The 25,197-nt window shown below is 64.3% G+C and carries 27 protein-coding genes; 12 read left to right on the top strand and 15 right to left on the bottom strand.

Translation table 11 applies throughout. The features are described 5' to 3' along the window. Positions 1–142: 142 nt before the first annotated feature. Complete coding sequence (locus BB28_RS14820) at positions 143–1,351, top strand: AlbA family DNA-binding domain-containing protein (RefSeq protein ID WP_046254051.1); 1,209 nt, start codon at positions 143–145, stop codon at positions 1,349–1,351. 157 nt (positions 1,352–1,508) lie between these two features. Here the strand turns inward: BB28_RS14820 and BB28_RS14815 are convergent, their stop codons facing one another. The 5 genes from BB28_RS14815 to ppgK form a co-directional block, all read right to left on the bottom strand. After that, positions 1,509–1,718, bottom strand: a complete 210-nt coding sequence (locus BB28_RS14815; protein ID WP_046255853.1) for a hypothetical protein — start codon at positions 1,716–1,718, stop codon at positions 1,509–1,511. Positions 1,719–1,738: 20 nt separating this feature from the next. Further along, the gene (locus BB28_RS14810; RefSeq protein WP_030093787.1) at positions 1,739–2,677 is read right to left on the bottom strand and encodes a hypothetical protein; all 939 of its coding nucleotides are present in this window, start codon (positions 2,675–2,677) and stop codon (positions 1,739–1,741) included. A 134-nt stretch (positions 2,678–2,811) separates the two neighbouring features. Further along, positions 2,812–3,777, bottom strand: a complete 966-nt coding sequence (locus BB28_RS14805) for a sulfite exporter TauE/SafE family protein (RefSeq protein ID WP_046254050.1) — start codon at positions 3,775–3,777, stop codon at positions 2,812–2,814. Positions 3,778–3,942: 165 nt separating this feature from the next. Further along, complete coding sequence (locus BB28_RS14800; protein WP_418039948.1) at positions 3,943–5,385, bottom strand: RNA polymerase sigma factor; 1,443 nt, start codon at positions 5,383–5,385, stop codon at positions 3,943–3,945. Between the two features lie 91 nt (positions 5,386–5,476). After that, positions 5,477–6,280 (bottom strand): polyphosphate--glucose phosphotransferase, encoded by an 804-nt coding sequence (gene ppgK, locus BB28_RS14795; protein ID WP_046254048.1) that lies wholly within the window; start codon positions 6,278–6,280, stop codon positions 5,477–5,479. 158 nt (positions 6,281–6,438) lie between these two features. Between ppgK and BB28_RS14790 the strand changes: the two genes are divergently transcribed. Continuing rightward, the gene (locus BB28_RS14790; RefSeq protein ID WP_046255852.1) at positions 6,439–7,269 is read left to right on the top strand and encodes an inositol monophosphatase family protein; all 831 of its coding nucleotides are present in this window, start codon (positions 6,439–6,441) and stop codon (positions 7,267–7,269) included. Here BB28_RS14790 and cei read toward each other — a convergent pair. Then, positions 7,266–7,913: an envelope integrity protein Cei gene (gene cei / locus BB28_RS14785; protein ID WP_046255851.1), complete on the bottom strand. Its 648-nt coding sequence runs from the start codon at positions 7,911–7,913 to the stop codon at positions 7,266–7,268. The two genes, BB28_RS14790 and cei, sit on opposite strands and share 4 nt — an antisense overlap. A gap of 201 nt (positions 7,914–8,114) precedes the next feature. Between cei and BB28_RS14780 the strand changes: the two genes are divergently transcribed. Then, the gene (locus BB28_RS14780) at positions 8,115–8,417 is read left to right on the top strand and encodes a DUF4193 domain-containing protein (protein WP_005057245.1); all 303 of its coding nucleotides are present in this window, start codon (positions 8,115–8,117) and stop codon (positions 8,415–8,417) included. A 31-nt stretch (positions 8,418–8,448) separates the two neighbouring features. Here the strand turns inward: BB28_RS14780 and BB28_RS14775 are convergent, their stop codons facing one another. After that, positions 8,449–8,961: a DUF3093 domain-containing protein gene (locus tag BB28_RS14775; RefSeq protein WP_075874281.1), complete on the bottom strand. Its 513-nt coding sequence runs from the start codon at positions 8,959–8,961 to the stop codon at positions 8,449–8,451. On the opposite strand from BB28_RS14775, the gene dut reads away from it, so the two are divergent. Then, entirely contained in the window at positions 8,954–9,424 is a 471-nt protein-coding gene (dut, locus tag BB28_RS14770) for a dUTP diphosphatase (protein WP_165690402.1), read from the top strand. The genes BB28_RS14775 and dut overlap by 8 nt on opposite strands. Then, positions 9,424–10,173, top strand: a complete 750-nt coding sequence (locus BB28_RS14765; protein ID WP_046254046.1) for a DUF3710 domain-containing protein — start codon at positions 9,424–9,426, stop codon at positions 10,171–10,173. Before dut ends, BB28_RS14765 begins: the two co-directional genes overlap by 1 nt. On the opposite strand, the gene BB28_RS14760 is transcribed toward BB28_RS14765, so the two are convergent. Both BB28_RS14760 and BB28_RS14755 read right to left on the bottom strand, forming a co-directional pair. Further along, positions 10,170–10,574 carry a PNPOx family protein gene (locus tag BB28_RS14760; RefSeq protein ID WP_081252395.1) on the bottom strand — a complete coding sequence of 135 codons (405 nt, stop codon included), beginning with the start codon at positions 10,572–10,574 and terminating at the stop codon, positions 10,170–10,172. The genes BB28_RS14765 and BB28_RS14760 overlap by 4 nt on opposite strands. A 38-nt stretch (positions 10,575–10,612) precedes the next feature. Next, positions 10,613–11,473 carry an NmrA family NAD(P)-binding protein gene (locus tag BB28_RS14755; RefSeq protein ID WP_046254045.1) on the bottom strand — a complete coding sequence of 287 codons (861 nt, stop codon included), beginning with the start codon at positions 11,471–11,473 and terminating at the stop codon, positions 10,613–10,615. A 149-nt stretch (positions 11,474–11,622) separates the two neighbouring features. Between BB28_RS14755 and sigI the strand changes: the two genes are divergently transcribed. Next, a complete protein-coding gene (sigI, locus tag BB28_RS14750; RefSeq protein WP_046254044.1) occupies positions 11,623–12,501 on the top strand; it encodes an RNA polymerase sigma factor SigI in 879 nt (292 codons plus the stop codon). A gap of 1 nt (position 12,502) precedes the next feature. Here sigI and BB28_RS14745 read toward each other — a convergent pair whose 3' ends face one another. Continuing rightward, on the bottom strand, positions 12,503–13,165 hold the full coding sequence (locus BB28_RS14745) for an alpha/beta hydrolase (RefSeq protein ID WP_046255848.1): 663 nt from the start codon (positions 13,163–13,165) through the stop codon (positions 12,503–12,505). 226 nt (positions 13,166–13,391) lie between these two features. Between BB28_RS14745 and BB28_RS14740 the strand changes: the two genes are divergently transcribed. Together BB28_RS14740 and BB28_RS14735 are read left to right on the top strand one after the other, a co-directional pair. After that, entirely contained in the window at positions 13,392–13,763 is a 372-nt protein-coding gene (locus BB28_RS14740) for an OB-fold nucleic acid binding domain-containing protein (RefSeq protein ID WP_030093774.1), read from the top strand. Next, positions 13,764–14,501 carry a DUF3159 domain-containing protein gene (locus BB28_RS14735; RefSeq protein ID WP_046254043.1) on the top strand — a complete coding sequence of 246 codons (738 nt, stop codon included), beginning with the start codon at positions 13,764–13,766 and terminating at the stop codon, positions 14,499–14,501. Here BB28_RS14735 and BB28_RS14730 read toward each other — a convergent pair. Further along, a complete protein-coding gene (locus BB28_RS14730; RefSeq protein WP_030093772.1) occupies positions 14,498–15,154 on the bottom strand; it encodes a potassium channel family protein in 657 nt (218 codons plus the stop codon). The genes BB28_RS14735 and BB28_RS14730 overlap by 4 nt on opposite strands. Then, a complete protein-coding gene (locus BB28_RS14725; protein ID WP_030093771.1) occupies positions 15,151–15,840 on the bottom strand; it encodes a potassium channel family protein in 690 nt (229 codons plus the stop codon). Before BB28_RS14725 ends, BB28_RS14730 begins: the two co-directional genes overlap by 4 nt. A gap of 131 nt (positions 15,841–15,971) precedes the next feature. Here BB28_RS14725 and BB28_RS14720 point away from each other — a divergent pair, with 131 nt between their 5' ends. From BB28_RS14720 to dxs, 4 genes are all read left to right on the top strand, one after another. After that, entirely contained in the window at positions 15,972–17,966 is a 1,995-nt protein-coding gene (locus tag BB28_RS14720; RefSeq protein WP_030093770.1) for an APC family permease, read from the top strand. Then, positions 17,967–19,133 (top strand): class I SAM-dependent RNA methyltransferase, encoded by a 1,167-nt coding sequence (locus BB28_RS14715; RefSeq protein ID WP_046254042.1) that lies wholly within the window; start codon positions 17,967–17,969, stop codon positions 19,131–19,133. It begins immediately after the preceding gene. A gap of 101 nt (positions 19,134–19,234) precedes the next feature. Next, positions 19,235–20,533, top strand: a complete 1,299-nt coding sequence (gene nhaA / locus BB28_RS14710; protein ID WP_046254041.1) for a Na+/H+ antiporter NhaA — start codon at positions 19,235–19,237, stop codon at positions 20,531–20,533. Between the two features lie 21 nt (positions 20,534–20,554). Further along, on the top strand, positions 20,555–22,480 hold the full coding sequence (gene dxs / locus BB28_RS14705; RefSeq protein WP_046254040.1) for a 1-deoxy-D-xylulose-5-phosphate synthase: 1,926 nt from the start codon (positions 20,555–20,557) through the stop codon (positions 22,478–22,480). 47 nt (positions 22,481–22,527) lie between these two features. Here the strand turns inward: dxs and BB28_RS14700 are convergent, their stop codons facing one another. The 3 genes from BB28_RS14700 to BB28_RS14690 are packed head-to-tail and all read right to left on the bottom strand — an operon-like array spanning position 22,528 to position 25,132. Continuing rightward, the gene (locus BB28_RS14700; protein WP_046254039.1) at positions 22,528–23,181 is read right to left on the bottom strand and encodes a hypothetical protein; all 654 of its coding nucleotides are present in this window, start codon (positions 23,179–23,181) and stop codon (positions 22,528–22,530) included. Further along, a complete protein-coding gene (locus BB28_RS14695) occupies positions 23,178–24,839 on the bottom strand; it encodes a hypothetical protein (protein ID WP_052740243.1) in 1,662 nt (553 codons plus the stop codon). Before BB28_RS14695 ends, BB28_RS14700 begins: the two co-directional genes overlap by 4 nt. Continuing rightward, positions 24,836–25,132, bottom strand: coding sequence for a hypothetical protein (locus BB28_RS14690; protein WP_046254038.1), 297 nt, complete (start codon positions 25,130–25,132; stop codon positions 24,836–24,838). Before BB28_RS14690 ends, BB28_RS14695 begins: the two co-directional genes overlap by 4 nt. Positions 25,133–25,197 lie beyond the last annotated feature (65 nt).

Genomic DNA, 25,197 nt, shown 5'->3' with positions numbered 1-25,197 from the left:
TATCCGTGAGTAATACTTCGGTGTCGGATGGCATGAAAGTTCTCATCGAGCTAATGTTGAGAATCAATGTGCGAAGTTGGAGGCCCACAGTGAACTGGCCAGTTCGAGTAGTGTTAGTCAGGCTCCCTGCAATACTGGTTACGTGGAGACTCCCGGTAATATCTGGAACCTGCGTACGGAAGAAGAGATTCGGGGTGCCGCCGAGAGCGGGCTTCTCGAGGAGACGCATTACCTCGATCTGAAACGAGAAGTTGCGAAGGGGGACAGCGCCAACAAGGGGCTCGCGAAGGACATCGCAGCGTTCGCGCTCGACGGTGGGACGATCCTCATCGGCGTTGATGAGGACACAGTGCCGCCGTCACTGCACCCCAATGACTTGAGTGGTCTACCTGAACGTGTAGAGCAGATCGCGCGCCTGAAAGTGGATGAACCGGTAATGCTCTCCGCGACGTGCATCCCATCGGCTGAAGATTCAGGGCGTGGTTATCTTGTTGTGCATGTTCCGCCATCACCTCGCGCCCCGCACATGGCTGATGGCCGCTACTACGGTCGCGGGGACAAGACCAACCGGCAATTACCCAATGCTGAAGTGGTGCGACTTCATGAAATGCGAGTCGCTGAGCAGGACGACATCCTTCTCAAAGCGCGCAACGCGATGCTTGCTGAGGCATCGGGCGCGACAACCGATTCGGATCTGATGATGGTCCGGGCCGAGCCAGTGGGCGCGCGCTCGGAGTTCCTAGTCCCCTTGAGCGATGACCAAAACTGGGAAAAGACGGTTCTGAGGCTGACAACCGGAGCTGCAATCCCCGAAATTCAGAATTTCGCGCCGACCCTTCGTCGTCCGAGCACATTTCTCCGCCGCGCGGGAGGGGTGTCCTGCTCTGTCGGCATGTTCGGCGGAGAGCGGTTCGTTGGCGGGGGCGATGCTGCGGAGCTTGTCTTCAATGAATCCGGGACCATCGCACTGATGTTGGAAAGAACTGTTGTGTCGCCCAATCCGAGCATCACTGTCGCATTCGAGACCATGATCATCGGTCATATCGATCTATTGGTTCGCCTATTGCGTTTGATTGCAGATGAATTCAACTTTCATGGCTCCTGGAGAATTGCACTTGTCGTGTGGGGTTTGAATGACGTCGGCTCTTACACCTTGTACGAACGGTCTGGGCTCGGCAGAGGCCAGCGGTACACCGCACCGAACTACGATCGCGTGACGACGGTTTCGCTGCTTGAGTTGCAGTGCCGACCACTAGCCATTGTTGGAGAGCTGGTTTCGCCGTTGCTGCGCAGCTTGGGGAGCCACGGAGTATGGAGACCGTACTTGACGGATGAAGCGGCCGTGGACTAAGCGAGGCTTGGCAGCGTTGTTCGGAGACTGGCTCTCATCGTCACGCTCGGGAGTTGTAATGCTGCAAGGCTCTTGGCGTCCACGCTGCCCAGTATGGCCGGACCCACCGACAAGGTTGTTGTCGCCGGTGGGTCCGCGCCGTGGGGTGTCGCGACCGTCAGTCCAGCGCGCGCCGCAGCTCCGCGATCGCGGCAGCCTTTTCCTCGGCGCTGAGATCGGGATCGCTCGTGACGATCTCGATCTTGTGCTCGATGAACGCGCGCTCATCCGCCCTTTCCCGGTGCCGGCGGCTGAGTTCTTCGAACTCCTGCCGCCGGTCGGCGATGGGCCCGGTACCGGGAGGGGGAGGTGATCCGTTATCACTCATGATCAGCTGCTCCTGCTCGATCAACTCTTCACCACGAAAGAGTAATTCGGGTCCAGGAACAGTGGCGAGAATCCATGTCCGTCATTGCGAATCGTCGAGTCGGCTGCGCGCAGCAGCGCCCATTGGCCCCAGGTTCCGGCCGCATCGCGGCCCACCAGCATCGTGTTGAGGAATCCCAGCCAGCGAGTATTGGTGTAACTGTTCTGGAACGTCTCGACGATCGGTCCCCAGCTGCCCACCCAGCCGGAGGTCTGTTCGGCGGTCGTGGATTGATAGTCGAAGCGGTACACCAGATCCCAACGGTTGGCCGCACGGTTGTGCAGCAGCACCTCGTTGCGCCACCGGTTCGGTGCGATTTCGAACGATTGATTCCAGACGAGCAGGGTCTGCAGACCCCAGCCGTGCGACGAGGTGCTGCGCAGGTACGCCGTCAGGTTCGCGAACGGAATGTCGGTCTGCCAGTGATCCGACCGTGCCCAGTCGAACACCTTGAAGCGGGCGATGTCCTGCGCGTGATAGGAAACGAACGCCTCGACGCCCTTTTGTGCCCGGTTGGTGGCGGTCAGATACAGGTAGTCGGCGACGTTTCCACCGGGCTGGTGCGGGCAGACGATCTCGTAGTAGAACGAGGTACCGCGGGCGAAGCGGGTACGAAAGCTGTTCGTGTAGAACATGCCGTAGCCGACACCGCCCGGAGGTGGGGTTATCCCCGCAGCTAGTTCGGCGATGTCCGCCACTCCGGCAGCCTCGGCCAGTGTTTCCTCGGCCTCGCGGCGGGTGGCCGCCGAAAGCTTCGGATGTGATTGCAGCACAGCCAGCTTCGATGCCAGGAAGGCTCGTTCTGCGTACGGGTCCTTGGCGGTCTCGGCAGTCAGCTTGCGAAACTTGCTGCGCCGGTCGGCGACCTCGCCGTCCAGGGGCGCCGGCGCGGTCACTTCCTTCTCCAGTGTTGCGGTCATGGTGTGTCCTTCGATTCCAGCCCGATGACTGTCACCGGGGTGGCACCATGCTGTGCGAGTGGGCATCCGCTCGACATGCGTAGCGGGCTACTCCATTCGCGCTTCGATCTGTGCGGGTCTGGTTGTGGGCTGTGCTATTTGGGTGCGGGAGCGATGTCCTCGCCGGGCGTGTCCGCCAGCGCCCCTTGGGATTCGGCACCCGCTGCGATCTCGCTGAGATCTCCCGAGGCTTCGGCAGGGGTGAGTGTGGCCTTGCGCCACGTGTACGCGACCAGTGCCACCCAGGCGATGACAATCGCCAGGTAAATGGGTGCACGCACCGAGTCGGGAGTGTCGAAGTACCGCAGCAGGGTGCGGGCGTTGGTGAGCACCAGGATGCCGCCGACTGCGGTGCCTAGCACCACCGAGTTGACGCGCGAGACGAGCCAGGCCGCGATGGGCGCGGCGATCACACCGCCCAGGGCCAGCCCGGCGATCACGATCAGGTTGTTGAAGAACTCGGAGCCGAGGCCGAACAGGAATCCGATGCTCGCCGAGACGGCAACGATGAATTCCGATGCGCTCACCGAGCCGATCACCGTGCGGGGTGCGGCCTTCCCGCTAGTGAGCAAGGTGCTTGTGGTGATGGGCCCCCAGCCGCCGCCACCGGAGGCGTCGATGAATCCGCCGAACAGACCCAACGGGGCCAGGAACCTCGCCGAGAACGGCGTCGTCGGCGCGTAGTTGCCACGCGGCGGGTTCGTGCTGAATCGGTAGATGAGGTAGACGCCGATGGCCAGCAGAATCCCCGCCGTGATCGGGGCTGCGGATTCTGTGGACAACCGTGACAGCACGGTCGCACCGAGGAACGCGCCGATGCCGCCGGGTACGCCCAGCCGCAGCAGGACTCGCTTGTCGACATTGCCGAACCGCCAGTGCGAAACACCTGACGCGAGGGTGGTGGCGACCTCCGCGAAATGTACGGCGGCGCTCGCATGGGCAGCACCGACTCCGGTGAACACCAGCAGGGTCGTCGCCGTGACCCCGAACGCCATCCCGAGCGTTCCGTCGACGATCTGGGCGCCAAGACCCACAAGGGTAAAGATGAGAAGTTTGATCACGAGACGGGCTCCTCGCGGATATTTGTGCGTCTAGCAGGAGTTTCGACAGTAGAGGTGACAGGTTCCGAATTCGCCAGTTGTTCTTACCGTGATCGAAACCTGTGACTGTGCTGTCAGCCCACTGTGAGACCCGTAGGTCCCGTCCCCGCGCAGAGCGGAAAGGACCTAGTCCAGGTAGTCGCGCAGCACCTGTGAACGGCTCGGGTGGCGCAGCTTCGACATGGTCTTGGACTCAATCTGCCGGATGCGCTCACGGGTCACCCCGTACACCTGACCGATCTCGTCGAGCGTGCGCGGCTGGCCGTCGGTGAGACCGAACCGCAGACGCACCACGCCGGCCTCACGTTCGGAAAGCGTCTCCAGCACCGACTGCAGCTGATCCTGCAGCAGGGTGAAGGACACCGCGTCCACCGCGACCACGGCTTCGGAATCCTCGATGAAGTCGCCGAGCTGCGAGTCGCCCTCGTCGCCGATGGTCTGGTCCAGCGAGATGGGCTCACGCGCGTACTGCTGGATCTCCAGCACCTTCTCGGGCGTGATGTCCATTTCCTTGGCCAGCTCTTCGGGTGTGGGCTCGCGGCCCAGGTCCTGGAGCAGCTCACGCTGAATGCGGCCGAGCTTGTTGATGACCTCGACCATGTGCACCGGGATACGGATGGTGCGGGCCTGGTCGGCCATCGCGCGGGTGATGGCCTGACGGATCCACCAGGTCGCGTACGTCGAGAACTTGTAACCCTTTGTGTAGTCGAACTTCTCGACCGCGCGGATCAGACCCAGGTTGCCTTCCTGGATGAGGTCCAGGAACGCCATGCCGCGACCGGTGTAGCGCTTGGCCAGCGAAACCACCAGGCGCAGGTTGGCCTCCAGCAGATGGTTCTTGGCGCGATCGCCGTCACGGCAGATCCAGGACATGTCACGGCGCTGTGCGGCCGGAAGCTTCTCGCCCTTTTCGGTCAGCTCGGTGACGATCTGGGTGGCGTAAAGGCCTGCCTCGATCCGCTTGGCCAGCTCAACTTCCTCTTCGGCGTTGAGCAGGGCCACCTTGCCGATCTGCTTGAGGTAGGCGCGCACCGAGTCCGCAGAAGCGGTGAGCTCGGCGTCCTTACGGGCCTGGCGCAGCGCCTCGGATTCTTCCTCGTCCCAGACGAAATCGCCTGAGGCCTTGTCCTTCTCGGAGGGCTCGTCACCTTCGGCCTCAGCCTCAGCCTCGGGCTCGGGATCGGCGGCAACCTCGGCGAGGTCCGCCTCGATGTCCACGTCGTCGGCGAGGTCGGGGTCCAGATCCTCGCCGGGCTCGATGTCGGCGTCCTCGGGGCTGCCCTGCGGCTCGAGGGAGGGATCGACTGCCTTGGCCGCGGCCTTCTTGGCGGGTGCTGCCTTCTTCGCGGGCGCGGCCTTCTTGGCGGGGGCCTTGGTCGCAGCCTTCGCGGGCGCCTTCTTGGCCGGTGCCTTCTTGGCCGGTGCCTTGACGGCAGCCTTCACCGGTGCCTTCTTGGCCGCTTCGGTTTCCGGAGCTGCTGCTTTCGTGGCTGCCACTGACGCCCTTTCCTGGCTGCTTCGTCGACGAGCATGGGCATGCAAAATCGAGAATTCGGCTGTCTGCTTGATGTTCGCCGCGAACGTGGGGGACCCGCGTGCGGCTAGGTGTTACATCGCTGTCTGCCATTGTAACGACAACACCGCAGAACCTGTGAAAAAGCTAAGGTGAAACGCCAGCGTGTGCCGCCATCGCCGCGCCGACGATTCCCGCCGTGTTCTGCAGAGCGGCGGCCACCACCGGGGTGCGATTGGTCAGCAGCGGCACCCATTTGTCGGCCTTACGGCTAATGCCCCCACCCACGATGAACAGGTCGGGCCACAGTGCGTTCTCCACCGCCTCCAAGACCTTGGTGACCTCGGGCGCCCACTGCTTGTAGCTCCAGTCGTTCTTTTCCTTGACCGACGACGCGGCACGATGCTCGGCCTCCATGCCGCCGACCTCGATGTGTCCGAACTCGGTGTTGGGCAACAGGATTCCATTGTGCAAGACCGCGGATCCGATCCCGGTTCCGAACGTCAAGAGCACGACGACGCCCGACTGATCCTTGCCCGCGCCGTACCGATCCTCGGCGAGCCCGGCGGCATCGGCGTCATTGAGCACGGCAACGGTTTGGCCACCCAATTCGGCGCTGATGATGTCGTGGACGTTGACGCCCAGCCATGATTTGTCGACGTTCGCGGCGGTGCGTGCCTCGCCATGCACGATCACACCCGGGTAGGTCACACCGACGGGTCCGGTCCACGAGAAATCACGCACGACTGTGGCGATGGTCTCTGCGACGGCCTTCGGCGTGGCGGGCTGGGGAGTCGGGTACTTCACCCGCTCGCCGATCATCTCGCCGGTTGTCAGGTCCACGATCGCGCCCTTGATGCCGCTGCCGCCGACGTCGATTCCGAAACCGCGCTGCTCGGACGTGCCGGCTCCCGTCGCGGGTGCGGCCAGTCCGGATTCGGTGGCGGTCATCGGCGCTCCTTGGTTCTGGGTCTATCTGGTTCGCGGATCGGGCCGCGAACACAGCCGGAATGCACGGAATGCGAGTGACACCCTAATGCCCCGGGGGACGCCGCGCGTGTTGCTCGCGCCTGTGCTGCGATAGACGCGTGGGAATCGAAGCGGGAGCGCTGCGTTCGGTGGCGGTACGGCTGGCCTCGGAGGCCGCCGAATTCGTGCGGCATCGTCGGGGAAGCGCCGATTGGGCGTCCTCCGTACGGACCAAGACCTCCGATACCGATCCGGTGACCCTGGTGGACACAGACTGTGAACGGCTGCTGCGCCGCCGGCTATCGGCGTTGCGCCCCGATGACTCCATCCTGGGCGAGGAGGACGGCGAGACAGGCGGTTCGTCGCTGGAGGCCGGCGCGGGGCACGTGCGCTGGGTGATCGACCCGATCGACGGGACGGTGAACTTCGTTTACGGCATTCCTGCCTACGCCGTGTCGGTGGCCGCACAGGTCGACGGAGTGACGGTGGCGGCTGCGGTGGCCGATATCGCGGCCGATCGCGTCTTCTCGGCGGCGTCAGGCCACGGTGCCACGGTGCGTGAGGCCAATGGCCTGCAGTGGCCGTTGGAGTGCAATCCGATCCGGGAGACGCGGCTTGCCCTGGTGGCCACGGGCTTCGCGTATTCGGCGGTGCGGCGAGAACGTCAGGCACAGCTGGTCGCCCAGGTGTTGCCCAAAGTGCGTGACGTGCGGCGGATCGGGTCTGCAGCGCTGGATCTGTGTGCGGTGGCCGAGGGCCGTGTCGATGCCCAGTACGAACATGGGCTGGGACCGTGGGACTGGGCGGGAGGCGCCCTCATCGCACGTGAGGCCGGCGCCGTGCTGGTGTTGCCGGGCAAGGATGCGGTGAGCGCCGACGGCGCCCTCATCTCGGCCGCGGCCCCTGGAATCGCCGAGGAGTTCGGTCAGCTCCTCGCCGATATCGGCGCGATGGCTCCGATTCCCGGCTAGCAGGTGCTCTGGCGAGCCCGGGTGATGAGGTCGGAGTTGGCCTGGTTACCGGACTTGAGGCTGTTGAGCGCCGAGGTGACCGCATTGCCTGAGGCAAGCTCGGTGAACTCACTGCCAAGGGCGAGATCCACCGAGTTGTCGGATCGGTTGTCTTCGATGAATTCCACACACGGCGCGACTAGCGAAAGCGTCAGCGCGTTGGCGTACCCGGACTCCCCGAATCGGATCTGTCCGACGCAGTTCAGGCGGGATCCGCTGGGGTAGAACGGGTCGTTATCGGCGGTCGGTGAGGGGAATCCCAGGTCGCGCAGCGTGGCGGATACGTCCCCGGCCTGACCGGCCTGGCCGTTGGCGTTGAGGACACGCGCCTTGACGTCGTTGAGCATGGCGGGGCTGGTTCCTGACAGCGCGGACCGCGACACCGGCTTACCGATGGTCCCGGAGCCGGGTTCGGTCTGTTGAGCGGGCGGGTTACATGCCGTCGCCTCTTTGACCGGCGCTTCCCGGGTGAGCGCCGAGGCCCAGACGAACACGGTGACGACCAGGAGCGCTATCCCTACGCATAGGGCTGGCAAATAGTTCCGGCGGCGGAACGGGCGCCCGTATTTGTCTACCGAGGTGCCCTCGGTGATGTCTGCGACCACGGATGGCACTCTAGGCCAGCGGACTTCCAGGCGACAGACGACGAAATAGACCGGGCGTCCACTACCGTGTGATGCAAATCACACAAAGAACCGACGAGATCCGGGCACTAATAGTTTGTGATGTCCGTTTCAGCCTGGTACAAAGCCTTGCTGCGCCTATGCAGAAGCTTGATGACGAGATGTTGATAAGGGGATGGACGCATGGCTACCGACTACGACGCTCCGAGGCGATCCGACGCCGACGATGTGTCAGAGGACTCGTTAGAGGAGCTCAAGGCTCGTCGTAACGAAGCACAGTCGGCGGTGGTCGATGTCGATGAGGCGGAAACCGCCGAATCGTTCGAGCTACCAGGTGCCGACCTGTCCGGCGAGGAACTTTCGGTTCGGGTTATCCCGAAGCAGGCCGACGAGTTCACGTGTTCGAGCTGCTTCCTGGTGCACCACCGCAGCCGGCTGGCCAGTGAGAAGAACGGCCAGCTGATCTGCACCGACTGCGCGGCCTGAGGTTCGGCGCTAGTCGCGGCTCAGTCGCGTACTAGCTCCGCAGGGCCGCCAGTACCCGATCGGGGTGGCGGCTGCTCACCAGCCAGTAGGGGGTGGGATCGTCGGCATCGTCGAGTACCACCAAAACCAGCGGGCCGATCCATGCGCGGTGCACGACGAAGGCCGCCGGATCGAGTTGGCGGCCGAGCGCCGCACTTTTCGCGCTGGCCGGGATAGCCGCCGACTTGGCGATGACGCTGACCGGTAAGTGGGCCGAGCCCGCGCGGAGCTCGGGTGCTCCGTCCGGGCCCGTCGTCACCTCTATGCGGATTCTGCTGAACCACAACAAGACTCCCGCGACAATCGCGAACAGGATCGGGTACGGCACCCAGGTGGGCAGCTGCCGCATGCTCTGGTTGATCTCGAGCGCGAGCAGCGTTGCCGCGCCGAAGCCGGGCAGCGCCCACCACCATGGAACCCAGAGCCGCTCGGAGTAGCGGATGGGTGGCGCGTCGCTGGGGGAGTCCGTCACGCGGCCAAGGGTAGTCTGGGCGATCGTGCCCACACCTACGAGATTGGCCATCGTTCGCCTGGACCGCGAACTGCCTCTGCCCTCCCGCGCGCATGCCGATGATGCGGGAGTAGATCTCTATAGCGCCGAAGACGTCGTGATCGAACCCGGTCGCCGGGCGCTGGTGGGCACTGGTATCGCCGTGGCTATCCCATCCGGGATGGTCGGGTTGGTGCACCCCCGTTCGGGTCTGGCTGCGCGCGTGGGTCTTTCGATCGTTAACAGTCCCGGCACCATTGACGCCGGGTACCGTGGCGAGGTGAAGCTCAGCCTGATCAACCTGGACCCCGAGGCCCCTATCGTCATTGCCCGTGGCGACCGGATCGCCCAGTTGCTGGTTCAGCAGGTCGAGCTACCGGAGCTGGTTGAAGTGGATTCTTTTGACGAGGCCGGTCTGGCGGTGACCACCCGTGGCACGGGTGGTCACGGGTCCAGCGGCGGACATGCGAGTTTGTGATGGCTTTACACCGTAGTGGTGGTCTCAACGACCTGGACGATTCGGCCGACGCCTCCGCATCGGGTTCGGACGAATCGTTCGACGGCCCATACGAGATCGAGGATTTCGACAGCCCTGAAGACGCCGGGGTTGGACGCCTGGACCTGGGTTCGGTACTCATCCCGGTGCCCGAGGCCGGCCAGATTCAGGTCGAACTGACCGCCGCGGGCACCCCCGGCGCGGTTTTCGTGCTCACGCCCAACGGGCGCTATTCGGTGGCCGCGTACGCCGCACCGAAATCCGCGGGTCTGTGGCGCGAGATCGCGGGTGAGTTGGCTGAATCGCTCCGCAAGGAGGCCGCCGAGGTCTCCATCGCCGATGGTCCGTGGGGCCGGGAGGTCGTCGGAGTCGCCGAGGGAGGCTCCGTGCGCTTCATTGGCGTCGACGGATACCGATGGATGATCCGCTGCGTGCTGCAGGGTCCTGCCGAGACCTTTGACGCACTGGCCCAGGAGGCCCGCGACGCGGTGGCCGATACCGTCGTCCGTCGCGATGACAGCCCGTACCCCGTGCGGACCCCGCTGCCGGTCGCGCTACCCGAACCGATGCTGGAGCAGCTGCAGGCGGCGCAGGCACAGGCGATGGCCCAGGCCGAAGCCGAGACCGTCGCTCAGGAGCCCGCACCGCAGGACGATCCGACGCCGGCGGCCCGCCGCAGCGTCTCGGGATCGGCCATGCAGCAGCTGCGGTCCACGATCACCGGCGGCTAGTCGGGATCGAACCGGAACACCGACAACGTTCCGGCCAGCGCCTCGAACTCATCCGGAGTGCCGTGGCGCACCAGTCCGGCGTTTTTCGCGAACCGCACGCCCACGGGCACCTTCACGGCGAATACCCGCAGCGCACGCCGCGCTACCTCGGGCGGCACGCTGATGATCCTGACGTGCTGGACACGGTGCCGCCGGGTGAGGGTTCCTGAGCCGGCCGCCGCGGCATTACGCGGCCAATCCGAGCCCGGATAGCCCCCGACCGCGTAGAGGTGACCGTCCATGTCGAACGGTGTGATGGGTGTGGGACGGGGACGGCCCGTCGTACGCCCGGGCACGGTCAGCACCATCGCCGGGCCGGTCGGGATGCCGATGCGGTGAAATGCCCGCACCACCTTGTTCATCGGTTTGAGCCACCGCGGCGGGATGCTGGTCATGGTTGTCACCGGTTCTGCGGTGCGGACTCGGTGCGCGTGAATTCGGCCCGGAATCTGTCGGCCCAGGCGGCGAAGGTCTCTGCGGGACGCCCGAGTATCCGGTTCACCTCCCGCGTGACCACCGCCGGCACCGTGACCGTGGCGGCCTGCATCGCCAGGTACGCGTCGGCGAACTCGGTCGCAAACCCCAGGCCCGCGAAGTGCCGGCGCACGAGATCGTCGGGAACCTGCAGGTACTCCAACGGCCGATGCAGAACATCCCCGAGTACCGCGACGAGGTCGGTGTTAGTGAATGCCTGCGGACCGGTCAGCGGAATGCGTTGCCCGACGAGGTCGTCTGTGAGCAGCGCGTGCGCGGCGATTTCGGAGATGTCGCGGTCCGCGATCGGGGCGCTTGAGGCGGACGCATGCGGTCCGCGGACCAGGTTGCCCGCTGTGAGCTGGCCCGCCCACATCCCGAGAAAATTCGACGCAAAGATGGTTGGGCGCAAGCTCACCCACTCCACTCCGGAATCGACGGCGTACTGTTCCACCTCCTTGTTTCGGTCGCCACGGAACCGTGACGGTTGCCGGGAGAAGTCGTCGTCGCAGTTGATCGCCGAGAGGGCAACCAGGCGGGTAACTCCTTCGCGTACAGCCTGATCCACAAAATCGGCGAGATCTTCCCCTAAAGCCCGGGAGTTCAGGAAGACGGCGGTGGCTCCGCTGATACCGGCGCGCGCCGACTCGATGGTTTTCACCTGCGGAGAGAAGTTCGCGTGCTCGGGGTGTCGGGTGACGGCGCGCACCTCGGCGCCGGCTCTTACCAGTAGGTCCACCAGCGGGCGCCCCACATTGCCTGTTGCGCCGGTGACGAGAATTGTCATGTCGGATACTCCAATTCGGGAGGTTCGGATGGCTCTGCATGTTTTGGCCAAAGCGGCCACATGAGTAGGACGGGACGCGAGCGCGGAAAGTTACGTGAGTTACCCGGTTGGCTTGGTAACTTTCCGGGCCGCGGAATCGTCGTAGTGGCATGAGTTCCTCGTCCACGCACGACGCGCTGGTGGCTGCGGCCTGGCGCGAGCATTACCCCTACCTGGTCAATCTCGCCTATCAGATGCTCGGAGATGTCGGCGACGCCGAGGACTGCGTCCAAGAGGCGTTCGTGCGGCTCGCCCGCGCGGATGAGACGCAGATCGACGAGCCGCGTGCGTGGTTATCGGTGGTGACCGGTCGGTTGTGCCTGGACCAGCTGCGTTCGGCACGCATGCGCCGCGAGCAGACGGGCATCGCATCGATAGTGGAATCCGGTGCACCGCTGTATTTTTCGGCGACCGCAGATCCGGTCGACAGGGTCACTCTGGACGACGAGGTACGAGGTGCCCTCTGGGAAGTATTACGAGCGCTCAGTCCCGGCGAGCGGGTCGCGTTCGTCTTGCATGACGTATTCGGAGTGCCGTTCGAGGAGATCGCTTCCACGGTGGGCCGCCCGGTGGGCACGTGCCGTCAGCTTGCCCGGCGCGCCCGGGCCAGATTCCAGCAGTCCCCATCGCGTACCGGTGATGTCGCCGGTGCTGAGCACCGGGAGCTGATCGAAAAGTTCGTGACCGCCTGCGCCAATGGCGATCTGACCGGACTGATGGAGGTGCTGGATTCCAGCGTCTGGGGGATCGGCACCATCATCGGAGACCCCGCACCGGCGCCGCAGGTCAACCACGGACGCACCGATGTCTCCACGAATCTGCTCATGTACCTGGGCCACGGCGCCACCCTGGTGGGCGGGCCGTTCGGGCAACCGGTTCTGCTGGCCTTCATGCAGCGCAAGCTTTTCGCGGTCGTCACCTTGACGGTGCGCGACGGCCTAGTGCTCAAGATCGAGGCCACGGCCGACCCGGCGGCACGAGGACTCTGACTCAAATATCGCTCAGTGCACCGACGCAGGCCTGCCCCAGGCAGGACGGGTCCGCGCCCAGCTGATCGAGGGCGAACGTGCGCAGTGCCCCCCGCGGTGCCCAGGACGCCCAGTCCTGGCCGACCGCAAGCGGATGTATCGGATCATCGGTGGCCGCTGCCACTGCCAGCGGCACCACCAATCCACGGATGTCGTCGGCAGTCGGGTTCACAAAGCCCGACACCGCATCCATGGCGTTGGGCAGGCCGGGCCATTGGGCGGCCCATGAGCGGGCGAGCTCAGCGCCCAGCCAGGCAGGGCTGCTGGCCTGCATCGCGGCTGTCACCGCTGCCAATCCGTCGGCGCGCAGCGATTCCGCCGTGACCCGGGCAGACACCGAAGCCGGCGAGTTTTCCGGCTTGCCCGTCCACGCGGGCATCGCTGCCAGCACCGCCACCGTGGCCCCGGGGTTCTGCAGCGCCCACGTCAGCGCCACGGCGGTGCCGATGGACATCCCGCCGACAACGATCGGGCCTTTGCGGGCTGCCTGATCGAGTGCCCGCAGGTAGCCGTTGACCAGGTCATTCGGCTCCGGACGTACCGCGATCAGGGCGGCGCCCGCATCGCTGAGCGCGGGGCCGAACGCCCTGGTGATGAAGTCGTCGTCGGAGCCCGTGCCGGGCATGAGAACCGCCGTGTGGCCCTCCAGTTCGGGGGATGGGCCGTGTGCGGCGAGACCGTTGGTGGGCGTCACGCACCTGATCTTGCCCGGTGTGCGGGACACCCCGGGGGCCGCCTGGCATCGGGGCGTGCAAAGGTCTACCGTGGCGGTTGCACCGATGAGCCGCTTGCGCCAAAGAGGCTCCACGAGCGATCACACGATCGGGCATGTTGAGAGGCCAGGACGAGAAGTGGCTACCACAGGCGGTTATCTGCGTCGACTAACTCGTCGGCTGACAGAGGACCTGGAGCAAGTAGACGCCGAGAAAATCGGTGACGACGCCGCCGCCACCGGTGCTCAGCGCGTCATCGATTGTCAGCGCGGCCAAGAGGTCACCATGTGTGGAACGTTGCGCACAGTGGAAACCAACTCCAAGGGCTGCGTGGCCGGCGTAAAGGCCGAGCTATTCGACGGCACCGACACCGTGACGCTGGTCTGGCTGGGTCAGCGCCGCATTCCGGGTATCGAGTCGGGTCGCACCCTGCTGGTGCGCGGTCGGCTCGGCAAGCTCGAGAACGGCGGCAAGGTGATTCACAACCCGTACTACGAGATTCAGCGCTAAGTGCCGGAAACCCCATCGCACGAGCCTCAGGAAGGCTCGGCTGATTCCGACGCGCAGGAGGGCCCGCATCTGAGGATCAGCGTGCCCGGGACCAAGCCCGAGGAGCCGGGAAGCTCGCCGCTGCACGAAATGTGGCATCAGGCCGGGGGTTGGCAGGGAATCGTCTACTCGTCGATTCCGGTCATCGTTTTCGTAGTCGCGGTCAGCGTGTCCTCGCTGATGCCCGCGATCGTTTCGGCCCTGGTCGCCGCGACCCTGATCCTGATTTGGCGCTTGATCCGGCGCGAGTCGCTACAACCGGCGTTCTCCGGGTTTATCAGCGTTGGTATCAGCGCGCTGATCGCCTACCTTCTCGGAGAAGCGAAGGGCTACTTCCTCATTGGGATCTGGGCCAACTTCTTCTGGGGCACCGTCTTCCTGGTGTCGGTCATCATTCGCCGACCGATCGTCGGCTATGCGTACAGCTGGGCGACCGGCGGCGACATGTCATGGCGCGCCAACCGGCGCATCGTGATGGCCTTCGATATCGCCACGGTGTCCTGGATCGTGCTGTTCGCCACCCGATTTGTGGTGCAGCAGTGGCTGTATCTCGCGGGTAACACAGCCTGGCTGGGCGGCACCAAGATCGCAATGGGCTGGCCATTGACGGCCGTCGGGGCGTTGATCACCCTGCTGGTGATCCGCTACGTACGCCGCCACACCGACAACGCGCTCGAGGAATCCCCGAGCGGCCTCTAACCGAGCACGACGCGGTGGAGCTCGTCCTCGATATCCGCGGTGGCGACCAGGATCAGCTCATCGCCGCCTTCGAGGGGCTCATCGGGCTGTACCGGAATAACCCGTGACCCGCGCAGAATCGCCACCAGCACCGCGTCGCGGGGGAGTTCCAGTTTTCGCACCGGCTTACCGGCCCACGGGGTGTCATCGGGGAGGGTGATTTCCACCAGATTGGCCTGGCCGCGCCGGAACTCCATGAGGCGCACCACGTCACCCACGGCGACGGCCTCCTCGACGAGGGAGGCCAGCATGCGCGGGGTGGATACCGCGACATCGACGCCCCAGGCATCGTCGAAGAGCCACTCGTTGCGTGGATCGTTCACGCGGGCCACGACGCGCGGTACCGCGAACTCGGTCTTGGCCAGCAGGCTCAGCACCAGGTTGGCCTTGTCATCACCGGTCGCGGCGATCACCACATCAAAGGTGTGCAGCTCTTCGGCTTCCAGCAGGCTGATCTCGCAGGCGTCACCGAGCCGCCAATGGGCCTCGGGTACCGCCTCGGGGTCGATGTGCTCGGGGTTGCGTTCCAGCAGGGTGACCTCATGCCGGCTCTCGATGAGTTCGCGCGCGATGGAGCGCCCGACGGCGCCTGCGCCTCCGATAGCGACCTTCATCGGGCACCCCCGTGGTCATCGTCGGCATCCTCGCCCGGTGGCTGCGCCGCGATCGCCATCGCCTCGGCGGCGCGCCCCGACACCGCAGAGACGTACACCTCGTCGCTGTCCTGGATGACTGTCTTGGCGTCGGGCAGCAGGCCCGTGCCGAACCGGATGATGAAGGCCGCCCGCGCACCGGTGGCAGTCTCCAGCGCCGTGATGCGCTTACCGATCCATTCTTCGTGCAGAGCCAGTTCGGTAACCACGACCGAACCAGACGGATCACGCCACTTGGTGGTGTCGCTTTCCCTGGTGAGGGCGTGCAGCAGACGATCGGTCGTCCACGGCACGGTGGCGACGGTGGGGATGCCCAGCCGCTCGTAGACGGCGGCACGCTTGGCGTCGTAGATACGGGCCACCACACGCTCGACGCCGAAGGTCTCACGGGCCGCCCGGGCCGAGATGATGTTCGAGTTGTCACCGGAGGAGACCGCGGCGAAGGCCTGTGCCCGCTCGATCCCTGCCCGTAATAGAACGTCGCGATCAAAACCCATGCCGACGATGCGTTCGCCGGTGAATTCGGGGCTGAGCCGGTTGAAGGCGGAGGCTTCCTTGTCGATGATCGCCACCTCGTGGCCGATTCTGGCCAGGCCTCCGGCCAGCGCGGCGCCTACGCGCCCGCAGCCCATCACCACTACTCGCACCGGAAGACCTTTCTGGGTAGGCGTTCGTCTTAGTACCAGTCGCAATACTGAACGCCGCGTCACGGCACCCGACACAGCGATGTCAAGTGAGACCGTACCGCGATTGCTCGCGTGGCCTAATGTTGGCGTTCGTGTCTACGCTTTCCAAGCTGTCGACGGCGGCTCGGCGCCTGGTAATCGGCCGACCGTTTCGTAGCGACAGCCTTGGCCATACCCTGCTGCCGAAGCGCATCGCGCTACCGGTTTTCGCCTCCGACGCGCTGTCCTCGGTGGCGTACGCGCCCGAGGAAATCTTCCTGGTGCTGTCGGTCGCGGGGATGTCCGCCTATGCGATGACGCCGTGGATCGGGCTCGCGGTCGCCGCCGTCATGATGGTGGTGGTGGCGAGTTACCGGCAGAACGTGCACGCCTACCCGTCCGGTGGTGGTGACTATGAGGTGGTCACCACCAATCTGGGGCCTACCGCGGGCCTGACAGTCGGCAGCGCCCTACTGGTGGATTACGTGTTGACCGTTGCCGTTTCCATGTCCTCGGCGATGTCGAACATCGGTTCGGCCATTCCGCTTGTCGCGCAGCACAAGGTCACTTTCGCAGTGGTCGCCATCGTGATCCTGATGTCGATGAATCTGCGCGGAGTCCGCGAATCAGGCGCCGCGTTCGCGATTCCCACGTACGCCTTCATGGTCAGCATGTACCTCATGTTGGGCTGGGGGCTGTTCCAGATCTACGTACTCGGCACCCCGCTGAAGGCGGAGTCGGCCTCCTTCGAGATGCATGGCGAAGGCAGCGGCATCCTGGGCTTCGCGCTGGTGTTCCTTGTCGCGCGGGCTTTCTCGTCGGGTTGCGCGGCATTGACGGGTGTGGAAGCGATCAGTAACGGCGTGCCCGCCTTCCGGAAACCCAAGTCACGCAACGCGGCCACGACGCTGTTGCTCCTCGGCGGCATCGCCATCACCCTTTTTATGGGCATCATCCTGCTGGCCGAGCGCACCGGAGCCAAGATCGCCGAGGACCCCGCCACGCAATTGGTGGGTGCGCCCGCCAACTACCACCAGAAGACCCTGGTCGCCCAGCTGGCCGAGGCGGTGTTCGGTGACTTCCGGATCGGCTTCCTGTTCATCACCGTGGTGACGGCGCTCATCTTGGTGCTGGCCGCCAACACCGCGTTCAACGGTTTCCCGGTGCTCGGATCGATTTTGGCGCAGGACCGTTACCTGCCGCGCCAGCTGCACACGCGCGGTGACCGGCTGGCATTCTCCAACGGCATCATCTTCTTGTCGGCCGTCGCCATCCTGTTCGTGGTGGCGTTCAAGGCGGAGGTGACCGCCCTCATCCAGCTCTACATCGTCGGTGTCTTCGTGTCCTTCACGCTCAGTCAAATTGGCATGGTGCGGCACTGGACCCGGTTGCTCAAGACCGAGACCGACCCGGCGGTGCGCGGTAAGATGATCCGCTCGCGCATCATCAACACCATCGGTTTCATCATGACCGGGGCAGTGCTGCTGGTCGTCCTGGTCACCAAATTCCTTGCCGGAGCGTGGATCGCGATCCTGGCGATGGGTCTGCTGTTCGTGCTCATGAAGATGATCCACAAGCACTACAACACGGTGGCGCGCGAGCTGGACAATCACGAGGGTGAGGTGGTGCTGCCCAGCCGCACCCATGCCGTCGTCCTCGTCTCCAAGGTGCATCAGCCCACGCTGCGCGCCCTGGCCTACGCGCGGGCCACCCGCCCCGACGCACTGGAAGCGGTCACCGTCAGCGTCGATGACCGAGACACCCGCGAGCTCGTCAGGGATTGGGAGACAAGCGATATCAGCACCCCGCTGAAGGTGATCGCGTCCCCATACCGAGAAATCACCCGGCCGATCCTCGACTACGTCAAGCGCATCAGCAAGGAAGCGCCGCGCACGGTTGTCTGCATCTTCATCCCCGAGTATGTGGTGGGGCACTGGTGGGAGCAGGTGCTGCACAACCAAAGTGCGCTGCGACTCAAGGGACGCCTGCTGTTCGTCCCCAATGTGATGGTCACATCCGTTCCGTGGCAGCTTGACTCGTCCGAACGTCGCCGCGAACTCGACAGGCAGTCCGCACCCGGCGACTCGCGGCGAGGGTTCGACTCCTAGATGGCGATCGGCGAAATTCTCGAAGTCCAGACCGGCGGGCCGGCCAACGGGGGCAGCGTGGTGGCCCGGCACGACGGGCGCGTCATCTTCGTCAGATACGCGTTACCGGGCGAGCGGGTACGTGTCCAGATCACCGATGACCGGCAGGCCAGCTTCTGGCATGGCGCCGCCATAGAGGTCCTCGACCCGTCACCGCACCGCATCGACCCGATATGCCCCATCGCGCACGGTAGTGGCGAATCTGGTTGCTGTGACCTGTCTTTCGTCGACCCGGCGTATCTGCGTGAACTCAAGGGCGATGTGGTGAGCCAGCAGCTGGCGCGCCTGGGCAAGTACGAGTGGCAGGGCGCGGCCGAACAGCTGGGAGATGGAGATTCCACCGGGTGGCGTACTCGGGTGCGCTTGGATGTAAATGCCCTGGGCCAACCCGGTTTTCACCGGTATCACAGTGACGAACTGGTGACCGACCTGCGCTGTGCCCAGGTAGTGCCGGGATTGCTCGACGGGCTCGATGAACCGGCTCTCGGTGCGGAGGGGCCGCTGCACGCGGTGATGGATGATCAGGGGCGCCGGCATGTTCTGCGTGGACGTTCGGTGGTCGAGGGTGAAGACGTAGCGGTCCAGAAAGTGGGGGACCGGCACTGGTTGGTGCCGGTAACGGCTTTCTGGCAAGCGCACCGCGACGCGGCGAACACCTACAGCCGGCTGGTCTCCGAGTGGGCCGAGCTGGAACCGGGCATGACCGCCTGGGATTTGTACGGTGGCGTCGGGGTTTTCGCCGCGGCACTGGGAGAAGGGGTGGGAACCAAGGGGCGTGTGGTCAGCGTCGACACCTCCCGGCCGGCATTCCGCAGCGCCAAGAATGCCCTGGGAGACCTGCGACAGGTCAGCATGATCTGCGGATCGGTACGTCACGCCCTGCGTGACCTGGGTAAGGCCGATGTCGCCGTGCTGGACCCGCCCCGGGCGGGTGCCGGCCGTGATGTCATCGGGCGAATTGCCGAGGCGGGCGTACCAAGGGTTATCCATATCGGTTGTGAGGCAGCGGCATTCGCGCGCGATGTGGGCTTGTACCTGGAACGTGGATATCGGGTGCGTGAGCTGCGGCTCTTCGATGCGTTCCCACTGACGCACCACATCGAAAGCTTTGCGCTGCTCACCCGATGAGACAGCGGCAGGCGTAAAGATCTTATAAAGTAGGGCCCTAGGTGTGCCGGGAAGTCTGGTCGGCGGAACTTTGCCCTGCCACAAGGAACGGACACCGAGCCATGCGCCTGCGCCAACGCGTCTTCACCCGCGGATCGTGGGCGGAGTCCTCTCGTGCCGCGGAGATCCTGCGCAAGGAAACCGTCGGTGGTGTGCTGCTGGTCGTGGCCGCGGTGACCGCACTGCTGTGGGCCAACTCGCCGTGGAGCTCCTGGTACTACCGGCTGGGGGCCATCACAGTCGGGCCGGAGCGCTTGCACCTGAATCTCACCTTGGCGGGCTGGGCGACCGACGGGCTGTTGGCCATCTTCTTCTTCGTCGTGGGCGTCGAACTCAAACGCGAGTTCGTGGCGGGCGATCTGCGCGACCCGGGACGAGCCGCGTTGCCGATCGTCGCGGCGGTCGGCGGCATGCTCGTTCCTGCCGCCATCTATCTTGCGGTCAACGCATCCGGTGGTGGCGAGGCCATGCGTGGCTGGGCGATACCGACGGCCACCGATATCGCCTTCGCGCTCGCTGTGCTCGCCGTGATTTCTACCCATCTGCCCTCGGCGCTGCGCACCTTCTTGCTCACCCTGGCGGTGGTTGACGACCTGCTGGCCGTCATCGTCATCGCGGTGTTCTACACCGATGAGCTGCACTGGGCGCCGCTGGGCCTGGCGCTCATCCCGCTCGCGCTGTTCGGGGTGGCGGTGCAGCGCCGTCGCCGGGAATGGTGGCTGCTGGTACCGCTGGCGCTGACGACCTGGGCACTGGTACACGCCTCGGGGGTGCACGCGACGGTGGCGGGTGTGCTTCTGGGATTCACCGTTCCCGTCCTCAGGCGTGATGGCCGTACCGACGTACACGGGATGGCCGAGCGATTCGAGCATCGGATGCGACCGGTGTCCGCGGGTGTGGCGGTGCCGGTGTTCGCATTCTTCGCCGCGGGTGTCACCCTGGGCGGGTTCGCCGGTCTGTGGCAGGCGCTGCTGGATCCGGTGGCGCTGGGCGTGGTGCTGGGCCTGCTGGTGGGTAAACCGATTGGCATCTTCCTCACCACCTACCTGCTGGCGCGATTCACCCGTGCCAATCTCGACGACGACCTCAGCTGGCTCGACATCGCCGGCGTGGCGCTGCTGGCGGGCATCGGCTTCACGGTGTCGCTGCTCATCGGCGAGCTGGCGTTCGGCACCGGGTTGGCTGCCGAGCACGTCAAGGTCGGAGTACTAGCCGGATCGTTGACCTCGGCGGCAGTTGCCTCCGTGGTGCTGCGGCTGCGTAACCGCGCGTATCGGCGGATCGAGGCCAAGGAGACCCTTGACGCAGATCACGATGGAGTGCCCGATGTTTTTGGCTCCGCTCCAAGCGACCGAATCTGAATCGCTGCGTAGACTGACCTGATGCTTGACGACATCAGAGGACCGGGTGACCTGCAGGGTCTCTCGAAGCGAGAGCTGGACTTACTCGCCGACGAGATCCGTGAGTTCCTGATCCATAAGGTCGCCGCGACCGGCGGCCACCTTGGACCCAACCTGGGCGTCGTCGAGCTGACTCTGGCCCTGCATCGTGTCTTCGAGTCCCCGTATGACCCGATTGTCTTCGACACCGGTCATCAGGCGTACGTGCACAAGATCCTCACCGGGCGTTCCGGCGACTTCGACACGCTGCGGCAGAAGGACGGCTTGTCCGGATATCCCTCGCGCGCCGAAAGCGAACACGACTGGGTGGAATCCAGCCACGCCTCGACCGCGCTGTCGTACGCCGATGGACTCGCGAAGGCATTCGAGCTGACCGGCCAACGCCGCCGGCATGTGGTCGCGGTGGTCGGCGACGGCGCGCTCACCGGCGGCATGTGCTGGGAGGCCCTGAACAACATCGCCGCCGCTGCGCATCGGCGCATCATCATCGTCGTCAACGACAATGGGCGCAGCTATGCGCCGACCATCGGTGGGCTCGCCTCGCACCTGGCCGGGCTGCGGCTCACCCCCTCATACGAGAAGGTGCTCGACGAGAGTAAGAAGCTGCTGCGCGGCATGCCGGTGGTCGGACCGCTGGCGTACGCCTTGATGCACAGCCTCAAGGTGGGGGTCAAGGACGCGGTGTCGCCGCAGGTGATGTTCACCGATCTGGGCATCAAATACGTTGGGCCCGTTGATGGCCACGACGAGCACGCGGTAGAGGACGCGTTGCGCCGTGCCCGTGGCTACGGTGGCCCGGTCATCGTGCACGTGATCACTCGCAAGGGGATGGGGTACGCGCCGGCCGAGGACGACGAGGCCGAGCAGATGCATTCCACCGGCATCATCGACCCGAAGACGGGCCGCTCCATCAAGGCGTCGGCGCCGGGCTGGACATCGGTGTTCTCCGACTCGCTCATCGAGGTGGCCAGCGAGCACCGCAACATCGTGGCCATCACCGCAGCCATGCCGGGCCCGACCGGGCTCAGCAAGTTCGGTGAGCGTTTTCCCGACCGGCTGTTCGACGTCGGTATCGCCGAGCAGCACGCCGTCACCTCCGCGGCCGGGCTCGCGATGGGCGGCCTGCACCCGGTGGTCGCGATCTATTCCACCTTCCTGAACCGTGCGTTCGATCAGGTGATGATGGACGTTGCACTGCACAAGCTTCCGGTGACGTTCGTACTGGACCGGGCCGGTATCACGGGAAGCGACGGGGCCAGCCACAACGGCATGTGGGACCTGTCGATCCTGAACGTGGTGCCCGGGATGCGGGTCGCGGCGCCGCGTGATGCGTCGCGGCTGCGTGAGGAGCTGACCGAGGCGCTGGCGGTCGATGACGGACCGACCGCGCTGCGGTTCCCGAAAGGCGAAGTCGGGGAGGATATCCCGGCGGTCGAGCGGCGCGATGGTGTCGACATATTGGCGCGGCCGCTCAGCGGATTGCATGCCGATGTGCTGTTGGTGGCGGTCGGCTCGTTCGCCTCGACGGCGTTGGCGACGGCCGAGAGGCTTGGTAAGCAGGGGATTGGCGTGACCGTCGTCGATCCGCGCTGGGTGCTTCCGGTGCCCGGCCATGTGATCGAGCTGGCTCGCCAGCACCGGTTGGTGGTGACCCTGGAGGACAGCGGCGTGCACGGCGGAGCGGGTAGCGCGGTGACGGCGGCGATGCAGGATGCCGATGTCGACATTCCGGCCCGGAACATTGGTGTGCCGCAACAGTTCCTGGATCACGCATCGCGCGGACAGGTTCTTGAGCAGCTCGGTTTGACCGACCAGCACATCGCCCGCAAGATCACCGGTTGGGTGGCCGCGATGAGCCGCGAGATCGGGGAGAGCACCGTGAACCCGGCCACGCAGCAGGTCGACTAACTCTGAGTCCCGCCTTTCGGCGCGTTCTGCGAGCTATCGAGATTCTGTCAAATGTGCTTGCCGGTCTTCTTGATGGCGTCTATCGCATCGGCCGTGTACAACGCCGGGTCGAGGTAGAGCTGGTACTCGTAAACATCGTTGCCGTTCTTTCTCCTTGCGGTGACACCGACGATTAGTCCCGCGAGGCCGACTCCCATGCCTAGAAACTCCTTATCGTCGTCGCGTTTGGTCGAGTTTGTGATCCAGCGCTGAACATCTTCTGGTCGGAATCCCCAGCGGTAGATCCCAGAGCGCAGCTCGGCGTGGGCATCCTCGATAGTGGCTGGCGCGCTGAACCAAACGATGAGGTCAAGTGTGTCTGCTAGATCGGTGGATGCGAACGTTATGTTCTGTGTGACAACGTTCTCCTCGGCGGAGGGCCCCAAGAAGGTGAATGTGAGTTCGGCGCCGCCGGGGGTGCCAATCATCGGCTCGCTTTTTGAACCCGCGAGTCCCACGGCTTGTCTGGTGAGTTCCCGGTTTCTTAAGTCAAACCGGGCGTGTTTACTGCGTTCGATTTCGGCGATACCGGCCTCGGTAAGCAGTGAAAATCCCTGGTCATTGACAGTAGGTCCGGTCACTTCTTTCCCTTCTCGGATCCAGCCAGCGCAACCACTGACCAGCATCGTTGTGATGAGTAGGAGGCACTGCAACTTCCTCATCGGTGGATCTCAACTTTCCAGCCGTCGATGAAGCGCTTCACGATGTCATCGATTTGGTTGCCAAGCCGCTGACTTTCCATGCGTTGATTAAAGTTCGACTCAATGATTTGGCGCGCGAGGTCCGGATTGTCACGCAGCAGGTTCTGATAAGCGGGCAGGGTGTCCTGAGTGATGAGGTTCCAGCGTTGGTCGGCGTACGAGATGTTTCCGTTGGGGAATGGTGTCTTCACTTCGATCGAGCCGGGGCCCGGCGGGTCGAATTTGAATGTCTCCGGGAACAATTCGGCGTATGAATGCGCACCCGGTATCGATGGGGCTCCCAGCATGGTCATACCCCAAGTGACCACGCCGCCTGTGCCCGGATGGTTGCGCATGCGGTCGTAGTCATCGGCGATTATGTCCCACTGCTCACGATGTAGAAGTTGCGTGTTTCCCTTGGCAATGAGCTCTGGATTCCCTGTTGCTGCTCCATCGGCGATTTCATGCCAGGCTTTTTGGGTGGGCGGGTCCAACAAACCTGCTCTGAACAATCTGTCCGTCTCGGCGGTGCCGCCGTTCAGATACGCCTCATGCATGGCGGCTTGGTCCATGAAGATTTCCTTCTGCATGGACAGCAGGGTTGTTTGGTAGAACTGCAGCTCGCTTGCAGGCATGTTCGCGAGCTGGTGGATTCTATCTTTGATCTGGTCCGGAATCCCTGGGATGTTCGGGAGGTTCGCTTCTATCTGCTTAGCCACTTGCTGCATTTGATCTAAGTCGTAGAACGCCCCGGCGAAGGACGGGCCGATCATGTTGGCCATGCCCGCCCACTGAAGCTCCGGATGGTCTAGGAACAACTTGCCGTAGTACTCGTACACCTTGCGGATGGTGTCCGCATTCGCTTGGGCGCCCTTGGAAGGATCCCATGTCGACGGGTCAATTCCCGCCGCTTCTAACGCCTCTCGTTGCCAGTATCCCTGAAGGAAATTCTTATACATGGGGTCGTTGGGGTCCAGTTGTCCCGCATCGAATGCGGCATCGAGGATTGGTTTGGCCGCATCCGGATGCTCCTTCATCCACTCCTGGAACTCTGCGGATTTGACGATCTGGGCGACTTCCTCCCGCGACTTTCCTTGCAGGGAAGGAGGTTCGTAGTCATCACCCTGGGCCTCGTCTTTTGACCAAGCCTTGATCTCGTCGAACTTGGCATCGAGGTCGAAGGACACGGCTTCGTCCGCCTCGACGAGTTTGTGCCGTCCGTCCTCAACGAGTGCTTGATGATGATCGCGGCGTGCGGGCGCGTTCTTGTCATTGGCCTGCGCCGCTGACAGGGAAACCTTCCACGCATCGGAAACCTCGAACTGCTCGTGTAGCGCGTCATCCACGCGGGCCAAAGCCACGTTGCGGGCATCGCCCATGCGGGTCGCCCCCGCCCGTAACGACGCGACACCGGCATCAATCGCCTTGGCGATCCGCATGCCCATTGAGTGTTCTTTTTGTGCGGCCGCCAGACGGGCGTCGGCCTCCTTGCCACTGCCTCGGCTGTGCTCTTCCTCGGCTTCGCGCAGGGCCTTATCGAGTTGGCCTTCGTAGCTGGTGTTTCCGTTTTCGAGTCCGGTGGCTAACTTGTCCAGAAACGACGGGTCCCATGCGCGCGCTTGCGAAACGGTAAGGCTCATCGTTGTGCTGCCCCGCGTATTGCCGCGGTGTTGGCACCTTCCAAGCTTTCGAAGTTGGCGGCGTTTGCACGTGTGGTCGTGGCCATTGATTGCAGTTTCTTCGCGGTGCCTTCGTACGCCTCTCGTACGGGTTGTGTCGTCGCTGCTGCCGTTACACCAGCTTTACTGCCTGGGAGGGCGCCGGTGGCGCCGGAAGCGTCGTACTGCCCAGCGATGTAGGTGATGTTGCCGGCGATCTCATCGAACCGTGTTGCCAGATCGCGCAAGCTCTCCGGGTTCGTGCGCAGAGTCATGGGTGTTCTCCTGGCCGGGACATAAGTCGTTGATTACTTACTACGACGGGCCCCGGGGTTATTTG

This window comes from Mycobacteroides chelonae CCUG 47445 (genome assembly GCF_001632805.1).
In the GTDB taxonomy this organism is placed as follows: domain Bacteria; phylum Actinomycetota; class Actinomycetes; order Mycobacteriales; family Mycobacteriaceae; genus Mycobacterium; species Mycobacterium chelonae.
The sequence above is the reverse complement of the archived record's forward strand: the minus strand, read 5'-3'. Positions and strand labels throughout refer to the sequence as shown.